The sequence below is a fragment of the Shewanella bicestrii genome (genome assembly GCF_002216875.1).
GTDB classification, from domain to species: domain Bacteria; phylum Pseudomonadota; class Gammaproteobacteria; order Enterobacterales; family Shewanellaceae; genus Shewanella; species Shewanella seohaensis.
This window is the reverse complement of sequence record NZ_CP022358.1, coordinates 2,235,176-2,255,212: the sequence shown is the minus strand read 5'-3', so window position 1 is coordinate 2,255,212 and position 20,037 is coordinate 2,235,176. Positions and strand designations below refer to the sequence as shown.

The window sequence follows — 20,037 nt, the reverse complement described above, 5'->3', positions numbered from 1 at the left end:
TCACAATGGCGTTTAAAATAGCCTCATCACCCCATGTTACCCGTAATTTGCATACTTCAACGGTTATGCAAAGGGTCATTTTATGCTTGTTACCCGGCCTTGTGGTGCAATGCGCCTTTTTCGGCTGGGGCACACTTATTCAAGTGTTACTGGCGATTATCGTTGCCCTAAGCTGTGAAGCCGCGGTGATGAAACTGCGTAAGCGCAGCATCAAAGCGAGCTTAAGCGATAACAGCGCTATGCTGACGGCGATCTTAATCGGGGTTGCGATCCCGCCGCTGGCACCTTGGTGGATGATCGTTATGGGCACAGTGTTTGCGATTGTTATCGTCAAACACCTATACGGTGGCCTAGGCCATAACCTGTTCAACCCCGCGATGGCCGCTTATGTGTTACTGCTGGTTTCATTCCCTGTACAGATGACCAGTTGGATTGCACCAAGTACCGTTGCGCTCAATACCCCAAGTGTGATCGATAGTTTGCAATTGATCTTCAATGTCGGCGCCCATGGTGGCATGGAGCAATTCCGCCTCGGTATCGATGGGATCAGTATGGCGACACCACTCGATACCCTCAAAACCGATCTATCACTAGGGCTCACTACCACTGAGAGTATGGCTAAAAGCATCTTCGATGGCGGCACTGGCGTAGGTTGGTTTTGGGTCAATTTAGCTTATCTTGCTGGCGGTTTAGTGCTACTTAAATTAAAAGCCATCCGTTGGCATATCAGCACCGGCGTATTGGCGGGATTATTTGTGGCATCGAGCATTGGCTTTTTACTGTCGCCCGATACACAGGCAAGCCCACTGTTCCATTTATTCTCGGGCGCGACCATGCTCGCCGCCTTCTTTATTGCGACCGATCCTGTCACCGCGGCGACCAGTCCGCGCGGCCGTTTGATTTTCGGCGCATTAATTGGCGTCTTGGTCTATGTCATTCGTACCCAAGGTGGCTACCCCGATGCCTTCGCCTTTGCCGTGCTGCTCGCAAACCTGTGCGCGCCATTTATTGACTACTATGTGCGTCCGCGCACCTATGGCCATTCAGCGCCCTAGGCCTGTGGCAAAAGAATCAAGCATGCTTGAACAAAGATTCTTGAGGAATAAAAGTGAATAATCCAATGATTAAAAATGGTCTGTTACTTGCGCTATTTGCCCTGCTCTGCACGGGCTTAGTCGCAGTGGTCAATCAACAGACCTTAGACAAAATTAAGCAGCAAGAGCAGCAGGAATTGATGCGCGTGCTGCATCAGCTGATCCCTGATGAGCTCCATGACAATGAGCTGACCGCGCAATGCACCCTGTTGCAGGATAAAGAGGCGCTCGGCACCGAAGATGCCATGCCCGCCTATATCGCCACAGCTGCCGGTAAACCCGTTGCTATCGCCCTAGAAGCCATTGCCCCCGATGGTTACAACGGCAATATTAAGCTGATTGTGGGCATCAATACCCAAGGTGAAGTATTAGGCGTGCGCACACTCGCCCACCAAGAAACCCCAGGCCTTGGGGATAAAATCGATTTACGTAAATCCGACTGGGTGACGCAATTCGTCGGTAAAGTGCTTAAATCAGAAGATGATAAGCAATGGCAAGTGCAAAAAGACGGCGGTGATTTCGACCAATTTACCGGCGCGACAATCACACCGCGCGCCTATGTGAAAGCGGTTAAACGCGCCGTATGGTACTTTACTCAGCATCAAGCAGAGATTTTCAGCCAACCTCTGAATTGTGAGGCCAACCATGACTAATTATCGCGAAATTGCCTGGCAAGGACTGTGGAAAAACAACCCAGGCTTAGTGCAATTGCTGGGCCTGTGCCCCCTGTTAGCCGTAACGGCCACCCTCACCAACGCCCTCGGGCTTGGGGTCGCCACTATGTTGGTGCTGATAGGCTCAAACATTTTAGTCTCGTTGGTACGTGACTATGTGCCTAAGGAAATCCGTATCCCCGTGTTTGTGATGATCATTGCGGCGCTGGTGACGGCGGTGCAACTACTGATCAACGCCTACGCCTATGGTCTGTATTTGTCCTTAGGGATCTTCTTGCCGCTGATTGTGACCAACTGCATTATCATTGGCCGCGCAGAAGCATTTGCCTCCCGTAATAATGCCTTTAGCGCTGCGTTCGATGGACTGATGATGGGGCTTGGCTTTACCTTAGTCTTAGCGGTTCTTGGCGCCACGCGCGAAATTCTCGGCCAAGGCACCCTGTTTGATGGCGCCGACCAACTACTCGGCCCATGGGCTAAAGCCTTAACGATTCAGGTATGGCAAGTCGATACCCCCTTCCTGCTGGCGATGTTACCGCCTGGCGCCTTTATTGTGATGGGCCTACTTATCGCCCTGAAAAACGTTATCGATAAAAAGCTTAAAGAGCGTCAACCCGAAGCGGCTGTACAACCAAGCGTGACACGGGCACGGATCACCAAAGTGAGTTAAGCCCTTATTGAGATAACAGCTTAAGTGGTGGGTTTAGCGTTAAACCCACTACTTCCAAGGATCACTATGAATCAAGAAAAACGTATCCAAATCCTCACCCGCCTTCGCGAAAACAATCCCAAACCCGAAACCGAGCTGAATTTCTCCAGTCCCTTTGAATTACTGGTGGCGGTGACTTTATCAGCGCAGGCGACCGATGTGAGCGTGAATAAGGCAACCGATAAACTGTTTCCAGTCGCCAATACCGCCCACAGTATTTATGCCTTAGGCGTGGATGGATTAAAGGAATATATCAAGACGATTGGCCTGTATAACAACAAGGCCATCAATGTGATTAAAGCCTGTGAGATCTTGATTGAAAAATACAATGGCGAAGTCCCTGAGGACAGAGAAGCGCTAGAGTCGCTTCCTGGCGTTGGTCGTAAAACCGCTAATGTGGTGCTCAATACCGCCTTTGGCTGGCCGACCATCGCCGTCGACACCCATATCTTTCGCATGGCAAACCGCACTAAATTCGCCCCCGGTAAAAATGTGGTCGAAGTCGAGGAGCGCATGTTAAAGGTTGTTCCCGCCGAATTTAAAGTCGATGTACACCACTGGTTTATTCTGCATGGCCGCTATACCTGTCTAGCGCGCAAACCCCGTTGTGGTAGCTGCATTATTGAGGACCTTTGCGAATTTAAGGAAAAGGTCTATCCCGAAGAATAAAAGCGCCACAAGACTGTCGTTCAACGCTTTAACTAACGGAATGAACAAGCAACAAGGGCTTTCAATCTTGCTGAAAGCCCTTTTGTTATTAGCGCTGTTTTAGCACCGTTCTAAGCACTGTGATTAGCACTGTGGTGCAGATTAATCGTTTTGCTGAGCGGCTTTTTGCTGCAATAGGGCGAGCAATTCTTCATATTTTGGCCCTCGGCCAAACTGAGGTAGCGCGACCGCAAAGACCACCAGCGCAAAGGCAATATAAATCGCGTACGGGTGACTCCAAAATCCTGCCAGCAGCGTAAGCGTGCCTAAGATAAGTAAAATAATAACCCCAACTCGCACCCGCTGCGCCATTTGCACTTTTTGTTTCGCGGCAGTGATTAGCGCAAGTTCTGCATTCGTAAATTCCATATCCAATCCTTTGCAGTCAGCCTATCCGATAAAAAATAACCCTCAGGCACAGTTTGCACCTGAGGGCTACTTTACTGCAAACAATTTGCGAACGGTATTACTGAACTAACACCGCCTCGGGTACGGGCCATTGGCTAACCAACCATTCACCCTGCCAATTTTGAATCGACACCCACAAGCTGTCCGTTGCCGCTAACTTAGCGCCAGTAATCGCATGCACATGCTGGCCATGTTTGCTGCCATGCAACACTCCATTTTCGCCTTTTTGTAGGGCTTCTAAAGGCAGAGCCTCTGGGCCGATATTGGCATAACCTTGGCGAATATGGGCCACATTGCCCTGTTCAAAGATCAACATAAAATCTTTAACGTAATCATCGTGGTGCTTATAAGGTGCCTTTAAATCTAACGGCATTGGCGCGATTTTAAATTCACCTAATTGCTGGCTCGGCCACGCGGGTGGAAAACTCGGGTTAAGCGACTGATAGAGAAACACTAAGGGTAAGATCAAAATCAAACCACTGAGCTTGTATTTATGTTTTAACCAAAATACCGATGATGCCATTAGCGTGCCTCCCCTAACATATCTGCGGCTAAGTCTTTGCTTTCGGCCTGTTTAAAGGCACGGACATGGCGTAATCCCCACATCATAAAACCGGTGATCGACATCCCCGAAAGCACTAGCCCAAAGAAGAACCAAATCAATTTAGTCCAAATCCCGCCTAAGGTGCCGTAATGCAGCGGATCGGCAATATGCATTAAGGTTTGCATGCCGGTCATGGTGTCTGGCGAGGTTGCGCTAGCAATCTCACCCGTCCACGGATTGATACTGAGATTGTAGGAATATTGATCGTAGAAGATATGATCGCCACTACCACTCAGATGGTACATATCCCGTTGATGCTCAGGCAGCATCACATAGCTTGGTTGAAAATCGGGGAAGCGCTGCTTAGCTAAACTTAAGGCCTCAGTAAAAGAAACATTGGCGCTTGGCAGTTGCGTATCACCCGCTTGCATCAGCGGCACTTGCTCGGAGGCAATCATAGGCGCATGGGGCTCGATATCAATATCCGCATGCCAGAAGATAGCTTGAACTAAATACCACAGCCCAGTCAGGCTCATAATCGCAATAAACCAAATCGACCAGACGCCGGATAATTTATGCAAATCAGAGAGTAAGGTCTTCTTCCCTTGGGTAAGTCTAAGTTTGGGTGCAAAAAAGCTGCGCCAAAAACGCTTATAAACGATTAACCCAGTAATCAATGAGGCGAGCATCATGAGTGCCATAGAGCAAACAAGGTAATAGCCGACGCTGTAACCGCTCTGCCAAGGAAACAATAACCAACCATGTAAGGAACGCATAAAGCCAATAAAAGTTAGGCCTTCGTTGATCTGCTGAATTTGTCCCGTATATTGATTCACATAGGCGATAGCATAAGGTTTATCGGCATCAGTAAAGGTAATCGCATTGACTAAGTAAGGCTCAAAGGTCATAGCACCCATCACCTGCGCATTCGGATAGGCCTTTTCGACCACCAGCATTAATTCATCGACGGGTTTCGCGGGCAGCTCATCTGGATTTAGCGCACGGGCGGCTGGGTTGGTCAGCCAAGTCAATTCATGACTGAGTACGGCAACCGTGCCCGTTAAGCAGATAAAACTGAATAAAATCCAGATGGGCAAAGATACCCAACCGTGTAACATAAACCAGAAGCGATTACTTATTTTCGCCATGGGGGATTGTTCCTACCTCTTTTAGAATCCCGATAGTGTAAGGTTAATACGAATTGTTATCAATACGATATATTGATAATACGATAGGTTTATAAGATTTGTCACAAATTAAGCAGATGTGAGAGTTGGCGAGACAGCTGACTGACGCTAATAATGCGTATAGATTTGATGCGAAAAGATTTGATGCGTATAGATTTCAACACTCACACTTAATCATAGGCTTGCCTACATGTATAAAGCATTAGCTCCCCTCGTCTTTGTTACATGCTGTTTTACAGCCAACGCCGATACTATCAGTGTTGAAAAAGTCTCCGATCAACTACAGCTATTGAAGGGTGTGGACTACGGCACCAATATCGGTGTGCTATCAACGAGCGAGGGCTTGGTGCTTATCGACCCTATGCCTGGGGATGAACACTTAGATGCCTTAAGTCGCACCGTTCAATCCCTCTATGGCAAACCCGTTAAATTTATCTTGAATACCCATGAACACGCCGATCATACCGGCGGTAATCAATATTTTATCCAACAAGGTGCCAGCTTAGCACCAACACAAAGCCTAGCCTCAGCGCAGCCATTCTTGGCAGAGATAGTGACCATCCAAGTTTCATCCCATTCTGCCGTCGACAGGATCTATTTTCATCCGCAAAGCAACAGCCTATTTGTCGGCGATATTGTCGATAACAGCTGGCACCCCACATTTTATGCTGGTGGCATACGCGGCTTTAATGCGGCAATTAACCACATTTTACGTCTCGGCGATGAAGACAGCCTTATCGTGCCGGGACATGGTAAGCCAAGTAATAAAGCATCACTTCGCAGCTTTCAGCAAAACACCAACGAGTGGGTACAATTGATTGAAGCCCAGCTAGATGCGGGTAAAAGTGTGGAGGACATCATTCAACATCAACAGGTCGCGACCCTTATTGCACGCTTTAATCAGGAGGATAAATCCCCTTTTCTACCGCCAAAGGCTTTAAGGAAATTTATCGAAAGAACCATTAGCGTGATTGAAAAAGCGCGTCTTAGCACGCCAACCAATAGCAACTAAATCATTCAGTGAGCCATTTAGTTAACTCACTAAAAACGCTAAATAATGAGTTCAAAAAGGCGTTCGATGGCATCAGGTTGCAAGTGTCTGTTTAAACGTGAAGCTCCCCATCAAACCTTAATAAAACAGTCTAACGTACTGTTATTGTGAAATTTTATTCATGAATCTACAGAGCATCGATAGGGAATAGCCCTTTAGTCAGCGGGGAAGTTCCAGTACAATTAGCCTCTTTGTTTTACAGAGTCCTTGCGAGTATGTCCTATCCACAGCCCTTAGCCGATGCGCCTCAATCACATACGCATATGCACCGTCAATTGGCTGAGCCACAACCCAGGATTTCGTTAAGCGCATTAGCCGAGCAGCTCAAGCTTGAGCAGGCCACCATTATCGGTAACGCTTCAGGCGACTGGCAACCCGCAAACAAAGGTCTCACCTTTATCTTTAATGGCACCCAATGCCCCGAAGATGTATCCGCCCATGGCCAAGTGGTCAATATTGCCAATGGTGGCTTTGCCGAATCTCAGTATGCCTTCGAAGTGCAAGGTCATCCCCAAGGCGTGCAATTGGCAAAGGCTCTGACACAAGTCGCAACCGATCTCACCCCTTCCCTCGGCTGTTGGCCTTCATCGGGCCTAACCACAGTCGTGTTAATGATGTCATTAGCCAAAAAGGTACAAGTTCAGCGGATGTCGCTGTTGCCGAGCTTACAGCGCAGTATCGACTTGCCAGACAACATTCATTTGCCTTGTATGGTACACAACTGGCTTGGAGAGAGAAGAATCGCCCAAACGCTGTTATACGAGCGTATCGATTGGCCTGAATTTACCTTAACGCCGTGGGAGAGCATGCCTAAGGCCTGTGAGACTGATGGCGCAGAGAGTAAACCAACTCGCCACACTGACCGAAACGAACGATTTGAAAATCCCTTCGGCCAACTGGATTTACTCAGACAATCCACACTTACGCCAAACGTAAGTGAGCAAACAAAACAACAACTACGTGAACAGTTAGCCAAACTCGCCCTTACACCCAGTGCGATTTGGCAACAATTTGCTGAAAAATCGAGTCTTAAAGCATCGGAGTCACTGTTTTTCAATCATCAGCCCGAGAGCCAAATCAGCCCTTGGTATCTGATGGATTATGCCGCCTCGCAAACCCTCGATGCCATTCGCCACCAGCTCGCCTATTGCCAGCAGCAACTCACGGACTAGCGCCTCAGGTTTATCCGGTTTTCCCTAACGCCATGCCTAATGGCTCAAAGTAGGCAATCAAGGCATTGAAGATACGTTGTCTATGTGGCTCATCGGGGTAGGCCCCTTCCTTTGCCAGCGCTGAATAGCGCGTGCCAGAGACTAAATAGGGATTTTGGATCCCTTGATAGGATTCGATACAGGCCTCAAAGGCCCTCGCCATCATTTCCGTCGGTTTAGCAAAATACTGCGCGCCATAACGCTTATCCAAGGCAATTGCGCGGCGCACGTAATCACTTGGCTCCAAATTGTCCTCGGAGAGCAAGGTAACCCGAAAGATCTCAGCTAAACGGTGATTAAGGGGATGCTCGATAAGCGGCTGATCCGCAAGCCAGAGATCGCTGGCGCACTTAAAACGCCCTGTGGCGCGCGAAAACGCCTTAGGGGCAACATAGTGGTCAAACGCATGCCAAAACTCATGGGCCAGCGCCCCAGCACCCGCATTTTTCGCTAATGCCAATTCTCGCGCCCCTGGCGCATAGTGTGCCTGCACACCCTTTTGCCCACCATGGCCAAAGGCAAGGCTTAAGGTTTGCCTTAACCCTAAGGTCAACGGCGGTAAATTGAGGATAAAGGCAAGATCTGCCAGCGAATCAAATACCAAATTCGCGGCAATTAATGACTCCTCGCGCGTGACCCAACGTCCCACACGGACATGGCTAAAACCAAAGGTTTGCTTCACATCGAGGAAAGTCATTTGCTCCCCAAAGCGATAATCGGGGCCATGACGATGGTATTGCTGATGGATTAGCACGCGATCCCTGAAAACGGCAAGTGAAAGGTCGAGGACGGTTATTCTAAGTGAAACAAAACAGCATTTATAGCCCAGTTCTTCAACGATACAAGGCGCTTTAATATTCACAGAAACAATGACACAGACAAAAATTTATTTTGAGTATTTATTCGTACATTTGCATAAATAAAAATATAACCCTCGGGAATCTTCTAACAACTATGCAAACCAATGAATAGTCATTCAAAAATGGATAAGGGTGGTTTATTTATCATCAGTCTGGAGGGAAATTGCGGGGTGCTGTTGTTTAAGCTAATTGGGGCCTGGCTTATGGGGACTGGGCTAATTGGAGCTAGGCTAACCAAAAGCGGAAATACGCAGGCAGTTGACCTGTCCAACGTTTAAAGGAACGCCTGAAATTACTGGCATCACTAAAGGATAGAGTATTGGCAATCGTGTGCGCATCTTGCTCGGGTTCGGCTAAAAAATACAGCGCTCGGATCAAACGCGTTTCGTCGGCAAGTTGCCCGTAACTTAAGCCCATCTCCGTCAGGCGGCGTTTTAAGGTTGCGGGGCTCATCTCCAGCGATTGTGCCATCTCTGGCAAGGAAAGAGTGCTGCGCATCAGTTTAAGGCGGATCCCTCCCGCCAACCCAAGGCGAAACTTGTGTACTAACAACGCTTGGCGAGCCGCGAGGGTTATATTCGGCGCTGGAGCGATATCTGGCGCTGATATCATGTTTGGCGTCTGATCCAGCCTATTCTGTAGAGATACAATAGTTTGCGACGCCGTAGCTTGATATGCCATGGCCTGAGAGTCACCCACAGAATGACTAGCGCCATGATGAATCACACCATCATGAATGAGATTGTCATCCCACTCTTCCCCAGTTGATAAGGCATAGGCCGCGCTCTGGCGCGCAAATAATGAGGGTTGGCGTAACTGGGCTTTAGTCATTGAAATCCGGCAAAGGGGCGCATCGAAACTTAAGTCGGTACCAAAGTATTTATAGTAATGGGCCAAATTATCCGGCGCGCGGTAGGGAAAACACAGACTGCCGCGCCAAGCTTGCCCAAGCAGCTGCTTACAGGCTGCGGTGAGCGACGACAGACTCAGCTCAACAAAAAATTGCCGATGGCGCTGCATACCTAAGTCGAGACTCAAGAGATAATGCCACTCATGCTCGCCTTGGCAGCACCAAGTTTGCAGCCAGGGCTGAGTGAGCCAATGATACTTATGCCAAACGCGGCTTAATGCCTGTAAATCCTGTACGCAAAACATGGCCGCCGTCAGCGCGCCGCTTTGGGATGGCAACCAACGTTGACCCAATAAAAAACTTAAATCGCCACTTGGCCACAGGGAGAGCGCATTATCCAGCAGTCGTGATAATTGTTTGGGGCTAATAAGGTGATCGGGTTTACGAATATCCGCGATAAAAATCCCCGTCCCGCGCAGTAACTTATCAGTATCCAGTTCACGCTGCTTAAACAACATCACTAAACTTGCCACCAGCAATTGGCTATCGATACATTTATCCTGCCATGTGGCGAGCGCGCGCATTAGTTAAGCCCTCTTTCAGTTGAGGTGCTGCGCGGATGAAACGGCGGGGTGAAAGGCGCCGCTGAGGCGCGATACGCTTTTTGCTGTGATATTTTTTGATTCAACGATTGCAACAAAGTTGCAGCCTGAGACTTTGGACTATTCTGCTTGTCCTGCCTATCCAATGCTTTGGGAGAGGGTAGCGTCCAAACCACTGAAACAGAGCAGCCCAACTCCCTCACCCCTTGCTGTATCTGTTCTGCCATCACACTCACTAATGGCGGAATGGCGCCGCGCATCAGAATGATAAAGCGATCGCCAGCATAACGGCAGACTAAATCCTGACTTCTTAGGCTCGCGCTTAGCCACAATGCCAACTGGGACAACAGCCTATCGCCCTCTTCGACGCCGTTTGATTCGTTGTATTGATGAAAATTATCGACATCAAGCATAATCAGACCAAATGATTGATTTTGCGATATTTGCCTAATGAGATGCTGTTCGAATGCCTTGGCATCATTGAGTAAGGTCAAGCCGTCGGTTAACTGATGTTCGCGGTGAAATTGCTCCCGAGTTTGTAGCTGGCGATTGACGACGGTCTGCTCATCGCGCCATAACCATAAACCGTAGGTCAGCACCAACAGCCCGACAGGCGTTGGCATCTTTTCAAACCAGTTATATACAGGAATGGTTTTGACAATAAAAATCTCGTCCAGTAAATCCAAATAACAACCCAAACAATAGCTTGAGAGGCCCGCAATCAACAGATTTGTCACTCTACCCGAGGGGCGCACCGAAACCATCACCATCAGCCAGCACATGCCGAGCACAAATAAGGCGCCCTCGGTGACCACATCAAACCAATCCACCGCCGTTACGGTTTTGGCCGTGGTGCTCTGCCAAAGCAGTAAAGGCACCATAAAGATGATCAGCAGACTCACGCCATAGACGCTGGCGAGTCGTAATGATTTTGCAGGAGTTTCCAAAATACACACCTTGTTTATTAAAGCCCTAAAAGGAGAATTAAGCCTTGATACTATGGGGACGCAAGTTAGCGGGCTTTTGTGACAACTCGGTGACGTCACTTGTCGCGACTTTACGATAGAAAATGCAGGACATATCCATAACCAATTAAATTTAAAGCCAAAAATAACCTTCCCACCTCACAGCACGCACTGCTACTGCGGCAAATTAGCTCAGGCAGTTTTCCGCTGAGTCGAGAAAAGTGCCATCTTCGCTTAATTTGAGTCCCTGTGAACTCAATCTACGCCGTATTCGCGGACAAAAAATCATCGCACCCCGCCCTAAAGTAACGAGACAAAATCTAAACAAATACTCTCTAACCCATTCTAAAATTGCGTTATTTTCACTTCAAACGGGATTGAATGATTCAATCATGCAAGCGACCTATAACAGCCAACATCTTCTTATTCGGCGCTGATTCTGTAAGCGTCATTTTGGCTCAGCCTTAGCTCAAAATCGCCATATCACTCGGTAAAAGCGGGCCAAACCGTACGGCTCAACGATGCCGTCACAAATCTGACATTTTGCTCCCCTAACTTGGCCGCCATTACAAATCAGCCTTTCCACAAGGCTTGCAATAACACTCAACTGAAACAACTGAAACGGAACTCAAGATGCAATTTCCAATCGCTCGACAATTAGGTTCTCTGCCGCCACAACAAGCGCATCCTGTCGCTAGGGTCCACAAACGTCTCACGTCGCGTCTCTCTGCCTTAAGCTTAGCCATGCTGCTCGCAGGCCTGAGTCACAATGCTCTGGCCATAGGCAAACTTGAGGGGCAAATTCGCGATAACAGCAGCCAACAGCCCCTTGCAGGTGCAACCGTCACCTTAAAAGAGCTCAACTTGAGCCAACAAGCAGGCCGTGATGGGCGTTTCTTTTTTGTCGGCGTGCAGGATGGCGATTACACCTTAGTGGTCAACTACCTCGGGGCGATGCCGACCGAACATAGGATCAGCATCCGCGATAAACAAACCACACTGCAAGACATCAACTTAAATAGCCAAGATGTCGAGCATATCCGCGTGGTCGGCCAACAAGGCGCATTAAGTAAATCCATGAACCGCCAACGCGGCGCCGATAACGTGCTGAGCGTAGTCAGCGCCGATGTGCTGGGGAATTTCCCCGATAGCAATATCAGTGAATCGCTGCAGCGGGTGCCTGGACTGTCTATCGAGCGGGATCAGGGCGAAGGTCGCTTTGTGCGCGTGCGCGGTATGGCACCGGACTATAACTCAGTGTCGATGAACGGCACGCGCTTGCCCTCACCCGAAAGTGATCGCCGTGCGGTTGCCCTCGATGTGGTGCCATCGGATCTATTGCAATCGGTAGAAGTGAGTAAAACCTTAACGCCGGATATGGATGCCGATGCACTGGGCGGCGCCATTGAGGTTAAAAGTCTGTCGGCCTTCGATCGCGATGATACTTATCTCAACCTCAACGCTGAGGCGAGCCAAGATACCTTAACCGACAATACCAATCCCAAACTTGCCGCCAGCTACAGCGATATCTTTGCTGACAAGCTAGGGGTAGCCATAGGAGCCAGTTGGTATAACCGCGACTTTGGCTCAGACAACGTCGAAACCGGAGGTAAATGGGAGTTTGCTGGGGATAACGGCTTTGAGGATGCGGCGCTCGAATCCATCGATGCGCGGGATTATGAAATCAATCGTGAACGTTTAGGCATAGGCGTGAACTTCGATTATCGCCCGAGCGATGATACCGATCTGTATCTGCGCACCCTTTACAGTGAGTTTGATGATACCGAAACCCGTAACAGCGCTAAAACCAAGTGGAAATCGCCGCAGCAAGCCAATGCCCTCAGCCAAGGCAAAACCACTCGCTCATTAAAATCACGCACCGAAAACCAGAACATCACCTCCTTTGTGTTGGGCGGTCAAACCCGCTTCGAACGCTGGACCTTTGACTATCAGGCGAGCCACAGCACCGCCAGCGCCGACAAACCGCGGGATATCGCTGGCGCCGACTTTGTCGCCAAGATTGATAACACGGGTTTTAGCAATACCAAACAGCCACAGATTATCGCCCCCGAAGATTACTTTCAAAACGCTAACTTTGAATTAGATGAAATTGAAATCGCCGCCTCCAAGGCCGAAGACACCATCAACAGTGGTCAACTGGATCTCACCCGCCAGTTAACTATTGCGGATTACAGCGTCGAGCTAAAAACCGGCGTCAAGCTGAGCCGCCGCGATAAATCCAATCGCGAAGATATTTGGATCTACAGCGACTTAGGCGATCAAGGCGTGAGCGATGAAGACTTGTTATTGAGTCAATATGTGGGCAATGAACTTGACTATGACCTCGGCCGCTTTGGCAGCGGCATCAATGCTGCGCCGTTATGGCAGCTAATCGATAGCCTCGATGCCGACAGCAATCGCGATGATATCGAGTCCACCATTAACGATTTTGATATCAGCTAAGATATCAACGCCGCCTATCTGATGGGCCACATCGATATCGATAAACTGCGTATCTTAACTGGGCTGCGTTTCGAGCAAAATCAATGGGACTCTAGCGGCTACGGTTACGATGGTGCCAAGAGCGAGTTTATCGATATCAAGCATTCGCGCGATGAGGATCATTGGCTGCCCGCACTGCACCTCACTTACCGCTATAGCGACAATACCGTGCTGCGCGCCGCTTGGACCAACACCTTAGTGCGCCCAACATTCGGCCAATTGGCGCCGGGATATTTGCTCGAAGAGGATGATGGCGATATCGATTTAACCTTTGGCAATCCACAGCTTAAGTCGCTCGAATCGATGAACTTTGACTTAAGCCTCGAGCACTATTTTGGCAATATCGGCTTAATTTCGGCGGGGCTGTTTTATAAAGATATCGACAACTTTATCTATCAGGCAGATTTAGCTGGTCGTGGCGATTATATCGATGCCCACAGCGCCGTGACCTTTGTCAATGGCGACAGTGCCGACATCTACGGCGTGGAGCTCAGCTATGTGCAAGAGTTTAACTTTTTGCCCGAGCCCTTTAATGCACTGGTGCTCAACTCTAACCTCACCTACACGGATTCCAGCGCCAAGATTAGTTGGCTGGAGGATGGCCAATTACTGAGCCGTGATATTCCGATGCCAAGCCAATCGGATCTCACCGCAAACCTGTCGCTTGGCTATGAAAACAGCTACGCCAGTGTCTGGTTATCGGCGGCCTATAAATCCGAATATTTACAGGAAGTCACTGAGCTCAGTGATGAGCGCTACGATCTCTATCAAGACAATCACTTGCAGTGGGACTTTGTCGCCAAGGCCCATTTAACCAGCAATTTAACCGTGTATTTCAAAGGGGTGAACCTGACCGACGAGCCCTACTACAGCTACACGGGTGACAGCAGCTACAACGCCCAATACGAAGCCTATGGCCGCACTTTCCAGTTAGGCGTGCAGTACACCAACTATTAATCACCCATTGAAAAGAACAAAGATATGACAACAGCATTTACCCAAATTAGTGCCATAGCAATCACCTTAGGCCTTATCAGTGCGCCCTTGAGCGTCTTCGCTCAACCCGTCTCAGTCACGGCTAATAAGGGCAGCCAAGCCCAAGCCTTGCTGTTTAACAACGATAACCACGCAGTATTCCCTGCAGTCGATTGGCTGTGGGTGAGTGAAAAGCAAGGTTTGATGTTACAAAGCATGCCAAGCGCAGATAAAACGACGCTGCCCGCAGCTAAAACCTTAGTCAAAGGCGAGTTTGAGCTGTTGGCCTTTAACGCTCCCTATGCTTTAACGCTCGATCGCCGCGCCGATCGCATTCGCCCTATCATGATCAAACAGATAGAAGGCAAGGTCGCGACCAATGTATTGCCACTGCTGCCGATGGCGTCATTTGAAATCAATTGGATCTGTATTCAGCCAAGGCCACAGGACGGCAATATCTACGCGTGGTTTGGTGGCGAAGACGGTTATAGCGAGCAATGGCTGTTAGGCGATGCCGGACACTTTATGCCGAAAAAACTGCGCAGTCAGGCAATTCCCGTCAACAGCACCAGCTGCGCCATCGACGGCGACAAACTGTTAGTCAGTGAGCCCGAAGCCGGTGTCTGGCAATTTGATGCCAGCCCCTTCGCCGACAACAGCGCTAAGTTGGTGCTCGCCGCGCTCAATAATGATATCGCGGGCATGCAAGTCATCGATGGCAAGTTATTGTTAAGCGATAAAAAAGGCGCCATGACCTTAGATCAACAGGCTATTGCGAACTACAACTTAGGGAAGGTGCAGGGTTTCAGTGGTTATCTAAGCGGAACCAGCACCAACAAGACAATCCAGTTTGCCCTCTATGATGATAAAACCGATCAGTACTTATTCAGCCAAGCTGTCTTGCCTAAAGACCAGAGTCAATCAAATAACGAGTCCAGCGATAAGATTATCGAAATCCCTGCTTGGGTTGAAAGCGCGCCATCCGATAGACCCGGAGATACCATGGACGACCCAGCGATTTGGGTGCATCCAACTCAACCGGAAAAAAGCCTAGTGCTTGGCACCAACAAACGTTGGGGGCTACTGAGCTTTAATATGCGTGGCGAGCAGATTCAAGCCCTGCCGTCGGGGCGTATCAATAACGTCGATCTGCGCCAGCAAGTGATGCTGGGCGGTAAAAAACGCGATATCGCGGTGGCGACCCTAAGGGATAACGACAGCCTCGCCTTTTATGAAATCGACGCAGAAGGGAAGCTCAACGAGTATCCCAATCAAGCCACGAATATGCAGGATATTTATGGCATGTGCCTGTATCAAGATGCCGATAGCCTGTATGTGTTCGCTAATGAAAAGTCTGGCCGCATCGCCCAATACCGCGTCGATTGGCAGGCAAATGGCCCAAGTATTAAACTGGTGCGCGATATTCATACCCCAAGCCAAGTCGAAGGTTGTGTGGTCGATGAGGCTCAGCACGCGCTATTTATCGGTGAAGAGGACAAAGGCATTTGGCGCTTTAATGCCAAGGCTAATGGCGGCACCCAAGGCGAACTCATCATTAAAGCCGAGGACGATTTAGTTCCCGATGTCGAAGGGATTTCACTCTACCAAGGCGCGACTATTCACGGTAAAAAGCAGGATCTGCTGGTGGTGTCCAGCCAAGGCGATAACAGTTATTTGCTGTATCAGGCGCAGCCGCCCTACGCACAATTAGGCAAGTTTCGCCTTGGAATAAACCTTAACGGCATGGAAAATGGCCGTGAAACCAGTATCGATGGCAGCAGTGAAACCGATGGCTTAGCCGTGACTCACTTAAGCGTCGGCACGGGAGCTTGGCAACAGGGAATGCTGGTAGTACAGGATGGGCACAATCATTTACCCGATAATAATCAATCCTTTAAATGGCTGCCTTGGCGCAGTATTGTTGAGAAGTTATCGCTTAACTGAGTATTTCGCCAACTGAAATCGGCATGTTCTGGCGAGACGAATGATAACCGAGTCCGAGTGGCTCGGTTTGTTTTTGCCTTGAACCTTTATGCTTGAAACTCGCATCTTGAGCCTGAAATCGCTATACTCCGCGCCCAAATATGTGGCCAATAACTAGCTCGATATTGCAATCCTTTGCGGTTGTCAGCTTTTTAAGCCGTTATTAACGACTTTTTCCTAGGACATACCCTTGATCTCTACCGCAAATATCACCATGCAATTCGGCCCAGAGCCATTATTTGAAAATATCTCGGCAAAATTTGGCAACGGCAACCGTTATGGTTTGATTGGCGCAAACGGCTGCGGCAAATCGACTTTTATGAAGATCTTAAGTGGCGCCCTCGCCCCAACCTCAGGCAACGTGTCTATCACGCCGGGGTTAAAGGTCGGCACCCTAAGCCAAGATCAATTCGCCTTCGAGCAATACACAGTTATCGATGCGGTGATCATGGGCGATACCCAGCTGTGGAAAATCAAGCAAGAGCGTGACGCGATTTATGCCAAACCCGATATGACCGAAGAAGACGGCATGCGTGTGGGCGATCTCGAGAGTGAATTCGCCGAAATGGACGGCTACAGCGCCGAGAGCCGCGCTGGCGAAATTCTGATTGAAGCCGGGATTGAAGAATCCTTCCATTATGGCCCTATGTCACAGGTCGCCCCCGGTTGGAAACTGCGTGTACTGTTAGCCCAAGCCCTGTTTGCTAACCCCGATATTCTGCTGCTCGACGAGCCCACCAACAACTTGGATATTCACACCATCAGTTGGCTCGAAACTGAGCTGAATAAGCGCAAATGCACCATGATCATTATTTCCCACGACAGACACTTCTTAAATGCTGTCTGTACCCATATGGCGGATATCGATTACGGTGAACTGCGGATTTATCCCGGCAACTACGAATATTTCCTCGAGCAATCGGCCTTACAGCGCGAACAACTGCTGTCGAGCAACGCCAAGAAGAGCGCCGAGATTGAAGAACTACAGGACTTCGTTAACCGCTTTGGGGCTAACGCCTCTAAGGCAAAACTCGCCAGTTCACGCGCCAAGCGCATGGACAAAATTAAGCTGGATGAGGTGAAATCCTCCAGCCGTATCGCGCCATCGATTCGCTTCGCGCCGGGCAAAAAGATGCACCGTCAGGCATTGGTGCTTGAGAACCTCGCCCACGGTTTTGATGGCGAATTATTATTCGAAGGCGGCGATTTAATCCTCGAAGCCGGTGCAAAGCTTGCGATTATCGGCGAGAACGGCGTAGGTAAAACGACTCTATTACGCTGTTTAGTCAATGAGTTAATCCATAATCAAGGCGTGATTAAGTGGTCCGAGAACGCTTCCATAGGTTACTGCCCACAGGACAGCACCAGCGACTTCGATAATGATTTGACTATTATTGAATGGATGGACCAATGGCGTCAGCCAAAACACAACGATTTAATGGTGCGAGCCATGTTAGGTCGTTTGCTGTTTACCGAAGATGATGCTAACAAAAAAGCGAAAAACTGCTCAGGCGGCGAGAAAAACCGTTTAATTTTCGGCAAGTTAATGATGCAAGATATCAACGTCATCATTATGGATGAACCGACTAACCATATGGATATGGAAGCGATTGAATCCTTAAATAATGCCCTCAAAGATTTTGAAGGCACATTGATTTTTGTCAGTCACGACCGCGAATTCGTGTCCTCGTTAGCGACCCGCATTATCGATATTCGGGATAGAAAATTGGTCAACTTCCAAGGGACCTTTGATGAGTATCTGGCAAACCTTGCCAGTGCATAATCCTGCTGCTGTGCGATAAGCCTTTTTAAAAGGCTTTATCCATTAGCCTATAAAGTTGCCCTACAAAATTGCCTAATAGAGTTACCCAATAAAGTTACCTAATAAAAAGACGCTTCACTCTACTCGAGATAAGCGTCTTTTTTATCACCCTCTCACATTACCATTTTATAGCACCCAGTGACTGACAGCCTTATTCCGTCTTCGCTTCCACCAAAGCCGCAAGTTGCGTTAATGATTCCTGCCAACCTAAGTAACACATTTCCTCTGGGATCACGGCAGGAATACCCTCCTGAGTGATCTGCAAACTGGTACCACAGGACACCTCGGTTAACGCGATAGTCACCTGCATCACCCCAGGCAGATGTTCATCATCAAATTGGTCGGTATGGCGAATAAGTGTGTTGGGGATAAGCTCGGTATAGATCACCTTAAAGGAGTGACTGTGTCCGGTCGCAAATTGGGTAAAACTCATGGAATACCCTGACCCAACGGCTAATTCAAACTCATGAATCGTTCCCACAAAGCCGCAAGGCGGTAACCAACGCTCTAGGGCCGCTTTATCGGTAAACGCCTTGTAGACTAACGCCGCGGGCGCACGTAGCACTCTATGTAACTTCACTGTACCTGTGTTATCTGACATATCCTTATCCTTTAAAATGACCTTGAAGCATCGTGTCTGCTCTCAGTATTTAACCAGAACGAAGACAAAATTATAGTTGCTCGGTTAATTTCTATAGTCAAAATCCTCTATCTATCGTTGCCTCCACCCCAGCCAATCTCGATTCAATTGATTGAGCCCGCCAGGATAGGAAGCGAGTATGTCGTCAACATTCTTATTTTCACAACGCTGAGCACTAAGGTGCTCAAATAATTTCCTTAATAACTGTTTGCCATTTTTATGCTGAAACAGAAAGCGAACAAAGCTGTGAGAATGTTGATAGAGGGCATCTTGCTTCTGTCCTTGCCAATCTTGTTCTGAAGTAAGAAGTTCAACAAGTCCCATCGATAAAGGAGCTTTATCATCCACAAAAATCATATTCGACTTGTTCCGAGTGTTATTGTTAATAATTGATTCATAGCGAGTATTTAACTCAACGGTCTCTAAGAATTCTGAAGATTCAAAGTACTCTGCAAGTCCTTCATTTAACCAGCGAGGCGTACTACCAAATTGTCCGGCGTTCATCACATGAACACTCTCATGGATTGCGGTTCTAAATGCTTGCGAGTCTTCACGATGCCATACGGCTGCCAGATTATGTTGACCGGAGTAAAATCCTTGGCTTGCTCCTACTTGCGAAGCATACATTGCCTTTAATTTGTTATAAGCCGACAGGTTTCCAGCCAACATTAAGTTGACCTTAACGGGATGAAGTTGGCGTTTGGGTAAGTATTTTCGGTAAATACTATCAATGTCTTTAATCGTTGCGCTGAGGCGATCTCGAAAAAATGGTGGAGGACTTGTGGCCAATGAATCTATCTTCAACTCAAAACTATATTGAGGCTCGGTGTAATGTGTCAGCTGACTATCCTTAATTGCATGGCTACTATCGGAGAAATGTGTCAGCCCTTTTTCATCAACCCAAGTATATATTCCTCTACTTTGCTGGGCCTCTTCCGCTTGTTTTATAACTAAGTCATCACATCCACCATAATCCATCTGATGTGACTCATTATCCACATTCCGAGATGTTGTTTGACTCATTGTGGGAGAGATCTCTGCTGATGCACTGCACCAATCCCATTGATTCACAGAACAATTGCGGTGAATGGGCTCCAGAATGTCTGCCAATAGATGACTGGCCTCAATTCGGCTCCATCGACCTTGATAGTGAAAATAATCGACTAGCAAAGCAATAATGGCCATTGAAAATAACGTTACAAAAATACGCTTTGTGCGGCTTTCCATTGCCAACACTCCCTTAAGATTCAAT

16 protein-coding genes and 1 pseudogene are annotated in these 20,037 nt (G+C 48.5%); 9 read left to right on the top strand and 8 right to left on the bottom strand.

Annotation, left to right across the window (positions count from 1 at the left end; translation table 11 throughout):
- Nucleotides 1-5: 5 nt before the first annotated feature.
- From rsxD to nth, 4 genes are all read left to right on the top strand, one after another.
- The gene (rsxD, locus tag CF168_RS09860) at nucleotides 6-1,055 is read left to right on the top strand and encodes an electron transport complex subunit RsxD (RefSeq protein ID WP_089067735.1); all 1,050 of its coding nucleotides are present in this window, start codon (nucleotides 6-8) and stop codon (nucleotides 1,053-1,055) included.
- Between the two features lie 53 nt (nucleotides 1,056-1,108).
- A complete protein-coding gene (gene rsxG, locus CF168_RS09855) occupies nucleotides 1,109-1,747 on the top strand; it encodes an electron transport complex subunit RsxG (protein WP_083757899.1) in 639 nt (212 codons plus the stop codon).
- Nucleotides 1,740-2,438, top strand: coding sequence for an electron transport complex subunit E (locus tag CF168_RS09850; protein ID WP_011622832.1), 699 nt, complete (start codon nucleotides 1,740-1,742; stop codon nucleotides 2,436-2,438). The genes rsxG and CF168_RS09850 overlap by 8 nt, the downstream gene beginning before the upstream one ends.
- 66 nt (nucleotides 2,439-2,504) lie before the next feature.
- Nucleotides 2,505-3,146 carry an endonuclease III gene (nth, locus tag CF168_RS09845; protein ID WP_011626118.1) on the top strand — a complete coding sequence of 214 codons (642 nt, stop codon included), beginning with the start codon at nucleotides 2,505-2,507 and terminating at the stop codon, nucleotides 3,144-3,146.
- Nucleotides 3,147-3,287: 141 nt separating this feature from the next.
- Here the strand turns inward: nth and CF168_RS09840 are convergent, their stop codons facing one another.
- The 3 genes from CF168_RS09840 to CF168_RS09830 all read right to left on the bottom strand — a co-directional run bounded on the left by CF168_RS09840 (nucleotide 3,288) and on the right by CF168_RS09830 (nucleotide 5,285).
- Nucleotides 3,288-3,554, bottom strand: coding sequence for a hypothetical protein (locus CF168_RS09840; protein WP_089067734.1), 267 nt, complete (start codon nucleotides 3,552-3,554; stop codon nucleotides 3,288-3,290).
- 97 nt (nucleotides 3,555-3,651) lie between these two features.
- Complete coding sequence (locus tag CF168_RS09835; protein ID WP_011622838.1) at nucleotides 3,652-4,116, bottom strand: hypothetical protein; 465 nt, start codon at nucleotides 4,114-4,116, stop codon at nucleotides 3,652-3,654.
- Nucleotides 4,116-5,285, bottom strand: coding sequence for a PepSY-associated TM helix domain-containing protein (locus CF168_RS09830; protein WP_089067733.1), 1,170 nt, complete (start codon nucleotides 5,283-5,285; stop codon nucleotides 4,116-4,118). The genes CF168_RS09835 and CF168_RS09830 overlap by 1 nt, the downstream gene beginning before the upstream one ends.
- A 229-nt stretch (nucleotides 5,286-5,514) precedes the next feature.
- Here CF168_RS09830 and CF168_RS09825 point away from each other — a divergent pair, with 229 nt between their 5' ends.
- Both CF168_RS09825 and CF168_RS09820 read left to right on the top strand, forming a co-directional pair.
- A complete protein-coding gene (locus tag CF168_RS09825; RefSeq protein ID WP_089067732.1) occupies nucleotides 5,515-6,336 on the top strand; it encodes an MBL fold metallo-hydrolase in 822 nt (273 codons plus the stop codon).
- Between the two features lie 254 nt (nucleotides 6,337-6,590).
- Nucleotides 6,591-7,547 carry a hypothetical protein gene (locus CF168_RS09820; protein WP_089067731.1) on the top strand — a complete coding sequence of 319 codons (957 nt, stop codon included), beginning with the start codon at nucleotides 6,591-6,593 and terminating at the stop codon, nucleotides 7,545-7,547.
- 10 nt (nucleotides 7,548-7,557) lie between these two features.
- Here the strand turns inward: CF168_RS09820 and CF168_RS09815 are convergent, their stop codons facing one another.
- The 3 genes from CF168_RS09815 to CF168_RS09805 all read right to left on the bottom strand — a co-directional run bounded on the left by CF168_RS09815 (nucleotide 7,558) and on the right by CF168_RS09805 (nucleotide 10,845).
- The gene (locus CF168_RS09815; protein ID WP_089067730.1) at nucleotides 7,558-8,340 is read right to left on the bottom strand and encodes a CLCA_X family protein; all 783 of its coding nucleotides are present in this window, start codon (nucleotides 8,338-8,340) and stop codon (nucleotides 7,558-7,560) included.
- Nucleotides 8,341-8,671: 331 nt separating this feature from the next.
- Nucleotides 8,672-9,880, bottom strand: a complete 1,209-nt coding sequence (locus CF168_RS09810) for an AraC family transcriptional regulator (RefSeq protein WP_089067729.1) — start codon at nucleotides 9,878-9,880, stop codon at nucleotides 8,672-8,674.
- Nucleotides 9,880-10,845, bottom strand: a complete 966-nt coding sequence (locus CF168_RS09805) for a diguanylate cyclase domain-containing protein (protein ID WP_089067728.1) — start codon at nucleotides 10,843-10,845, stop codon at nucleotides 9,880-9,882. Before CF168_RS09805 ends, CF168_RS09810 begins: the two co-directional genes overlap by 1 nt.
- A gap of 651 nt (nucleotides 10,846-11,496) precedes the next feature.
- On the opposite strand from CF168_RS09805, the pseudogene CF168_RS09800 reads away from it, so the two are divergent.
- The 3 genes and pseudogenes from CF168_RS09800 to CF168_RS09790 all read left to right on the top strand — a co-directional run bounded on the left by CF168_RS09800 (nucleotide 11,497) and on the right by CF168_RS09790 (nucleotide 18,106).
- A pseudogene (locus CF168_RS09800) lies at nucleotides 11,497-14,322 on the top strand (TonB-dependent receptor).
- 24 nt (nucleotides 14,323-14,346) lie between these two features.
- A complete protein-coding gene (locus CF168_RS09795) occupies nucleotides 14,347-16,284 on the top strand; it encodes a phytase (RefSeq protein ID WP_089067727.1) in 1,938 nt (645 codons plus the stop codon).
- A 229-nt stretch (nucleotides 16,285-16,513) separates the two neighbouring features.
- Nucleotides 16,514-18,106, top strand: coding sequence for an ABC-F family ATPase (locus tag CF168_RS09790; protein ID WP_011622847.1), 1,593 nt, complete (start codon nucleotides 16,514-16,516; stop codon nucleotides 18,104-18,106).
- Nucleotides 18,107-18,296: 190 nt separating this feature from the next.
- Here CF168_RS09790 and CF168_RS09785 read toward each other — a convergent pair whose 3' ends face one another.
- Both CF168_RS09785 and CF168_RS09780 read right to left on the bottom strand, forming a co-directional pair.
- A complete protein-coding gene (locus CF168_RS09785) occupies nucleotides 18,297-18,746 on the bottom strand; it encodes an SRPBCC family protein (RefSeq protein WP_089067726.1) in 450 nt (149 codons plus the stop codon).
- A 111-nt stretch (nucleotides 18,747-18,857) separates the two neighbouring features.
- Nucleotides 18,858-20,012: a DUF1570 domain-containing protein gene (locus CF168_RS09780; protein ID WP_089067725.1), complete on the bottom strand. Its 1,155-nt coding sequence runs from the start codon at nucleotides 20,010-20,012 to the stop codon at nucleotides 18,858-18,860.
- Nucleotides 20,013-20,037 lie beyond the last annotated feature (25 nt).

Bases quoted from the DNA above. Each gene is read 5' to 3' on its own strand.
- CF168_RS09795 (WP_089067727.1), top strand. From the start codon at position 14,347: ATGACAACAGCATTTACCCAAATTAGTGCCATAGCAATCACCTTAGGC.
- rsxD (WP_089067735.1), top strand. From the start codon at position 6: ATGGCGTTTAAAATAGCCTCATCACCCCATGTTACCCGTAATTTGCAT.
- CF168_RS09835 (WP_011622838.1), bottom strand. From the start codon at position 4,116: ATGGCATCATCGGTATTTTGGTTAAAACATAAATACAAGCTCAGTGGT.
- CF168_RS09810 (WP_089067729.1), bottom strand. From the start codon at position 9,880: ATGCGCGCGCTCGCCACATGGCAGGATAAATGTATCGATAGCCAATTG.
- CF168_RS09780 (WP_089067725.1), bottom strand. From the start codon at position 20,012: ATGGAAAGCCGCACAAAGCGTATTTTTGTAACGTTATTTTCAATGGCC.
- CF168_RS09785 (WP_089067726.1), bottom strand. From the start codon at position 18,746: ATGTCAGATAACACAGGTACAGTGAAGTTACATAGAGTGCTACGTGCG.
- CF168_RS09830 (WP_089067733.1), bottom strand. From the start codon at position 5,285: ATGGCGAAAATAAGTAATCGCTTCTGGTTTATGTTACACGGTTGGGTA.
- CF168_RS09820 (WP_089067731.1), top strand. From the start codon at position 6,591: ATGTCCTATCCACAGCCCTTAGCCGATGCGCCTCAATCACATACGCAT.
- CF168_RS09825 (WP_089067732.1), top strand. From the start codon at position 5,515: ATGTATAAAGCATTAGCTCCCCTCGTCTTTGTTACATGCTGTTTTACA.
- CF168_RS09850 (WP_011622832.1), top strand. From the start codon at position 1,740: ATGACTAATTATCGCGAAATTGCCTGGCAAGGACTGTGGAAAAACAAC.
- CF168_RS09840 (WP_089067734.1), bottom strand. From the start codon at position 3,554: ATGGAATTTACGAATGCAGAACTTGCGCTAATCACTGCCGCGAAACAA.
- nth (WP_011626118.1), top strand. From the start codon at position 2,505: ATGAATCAAGAAAAACGTATCCAAATCCTCACCCGCCTTCGCGAAAAC.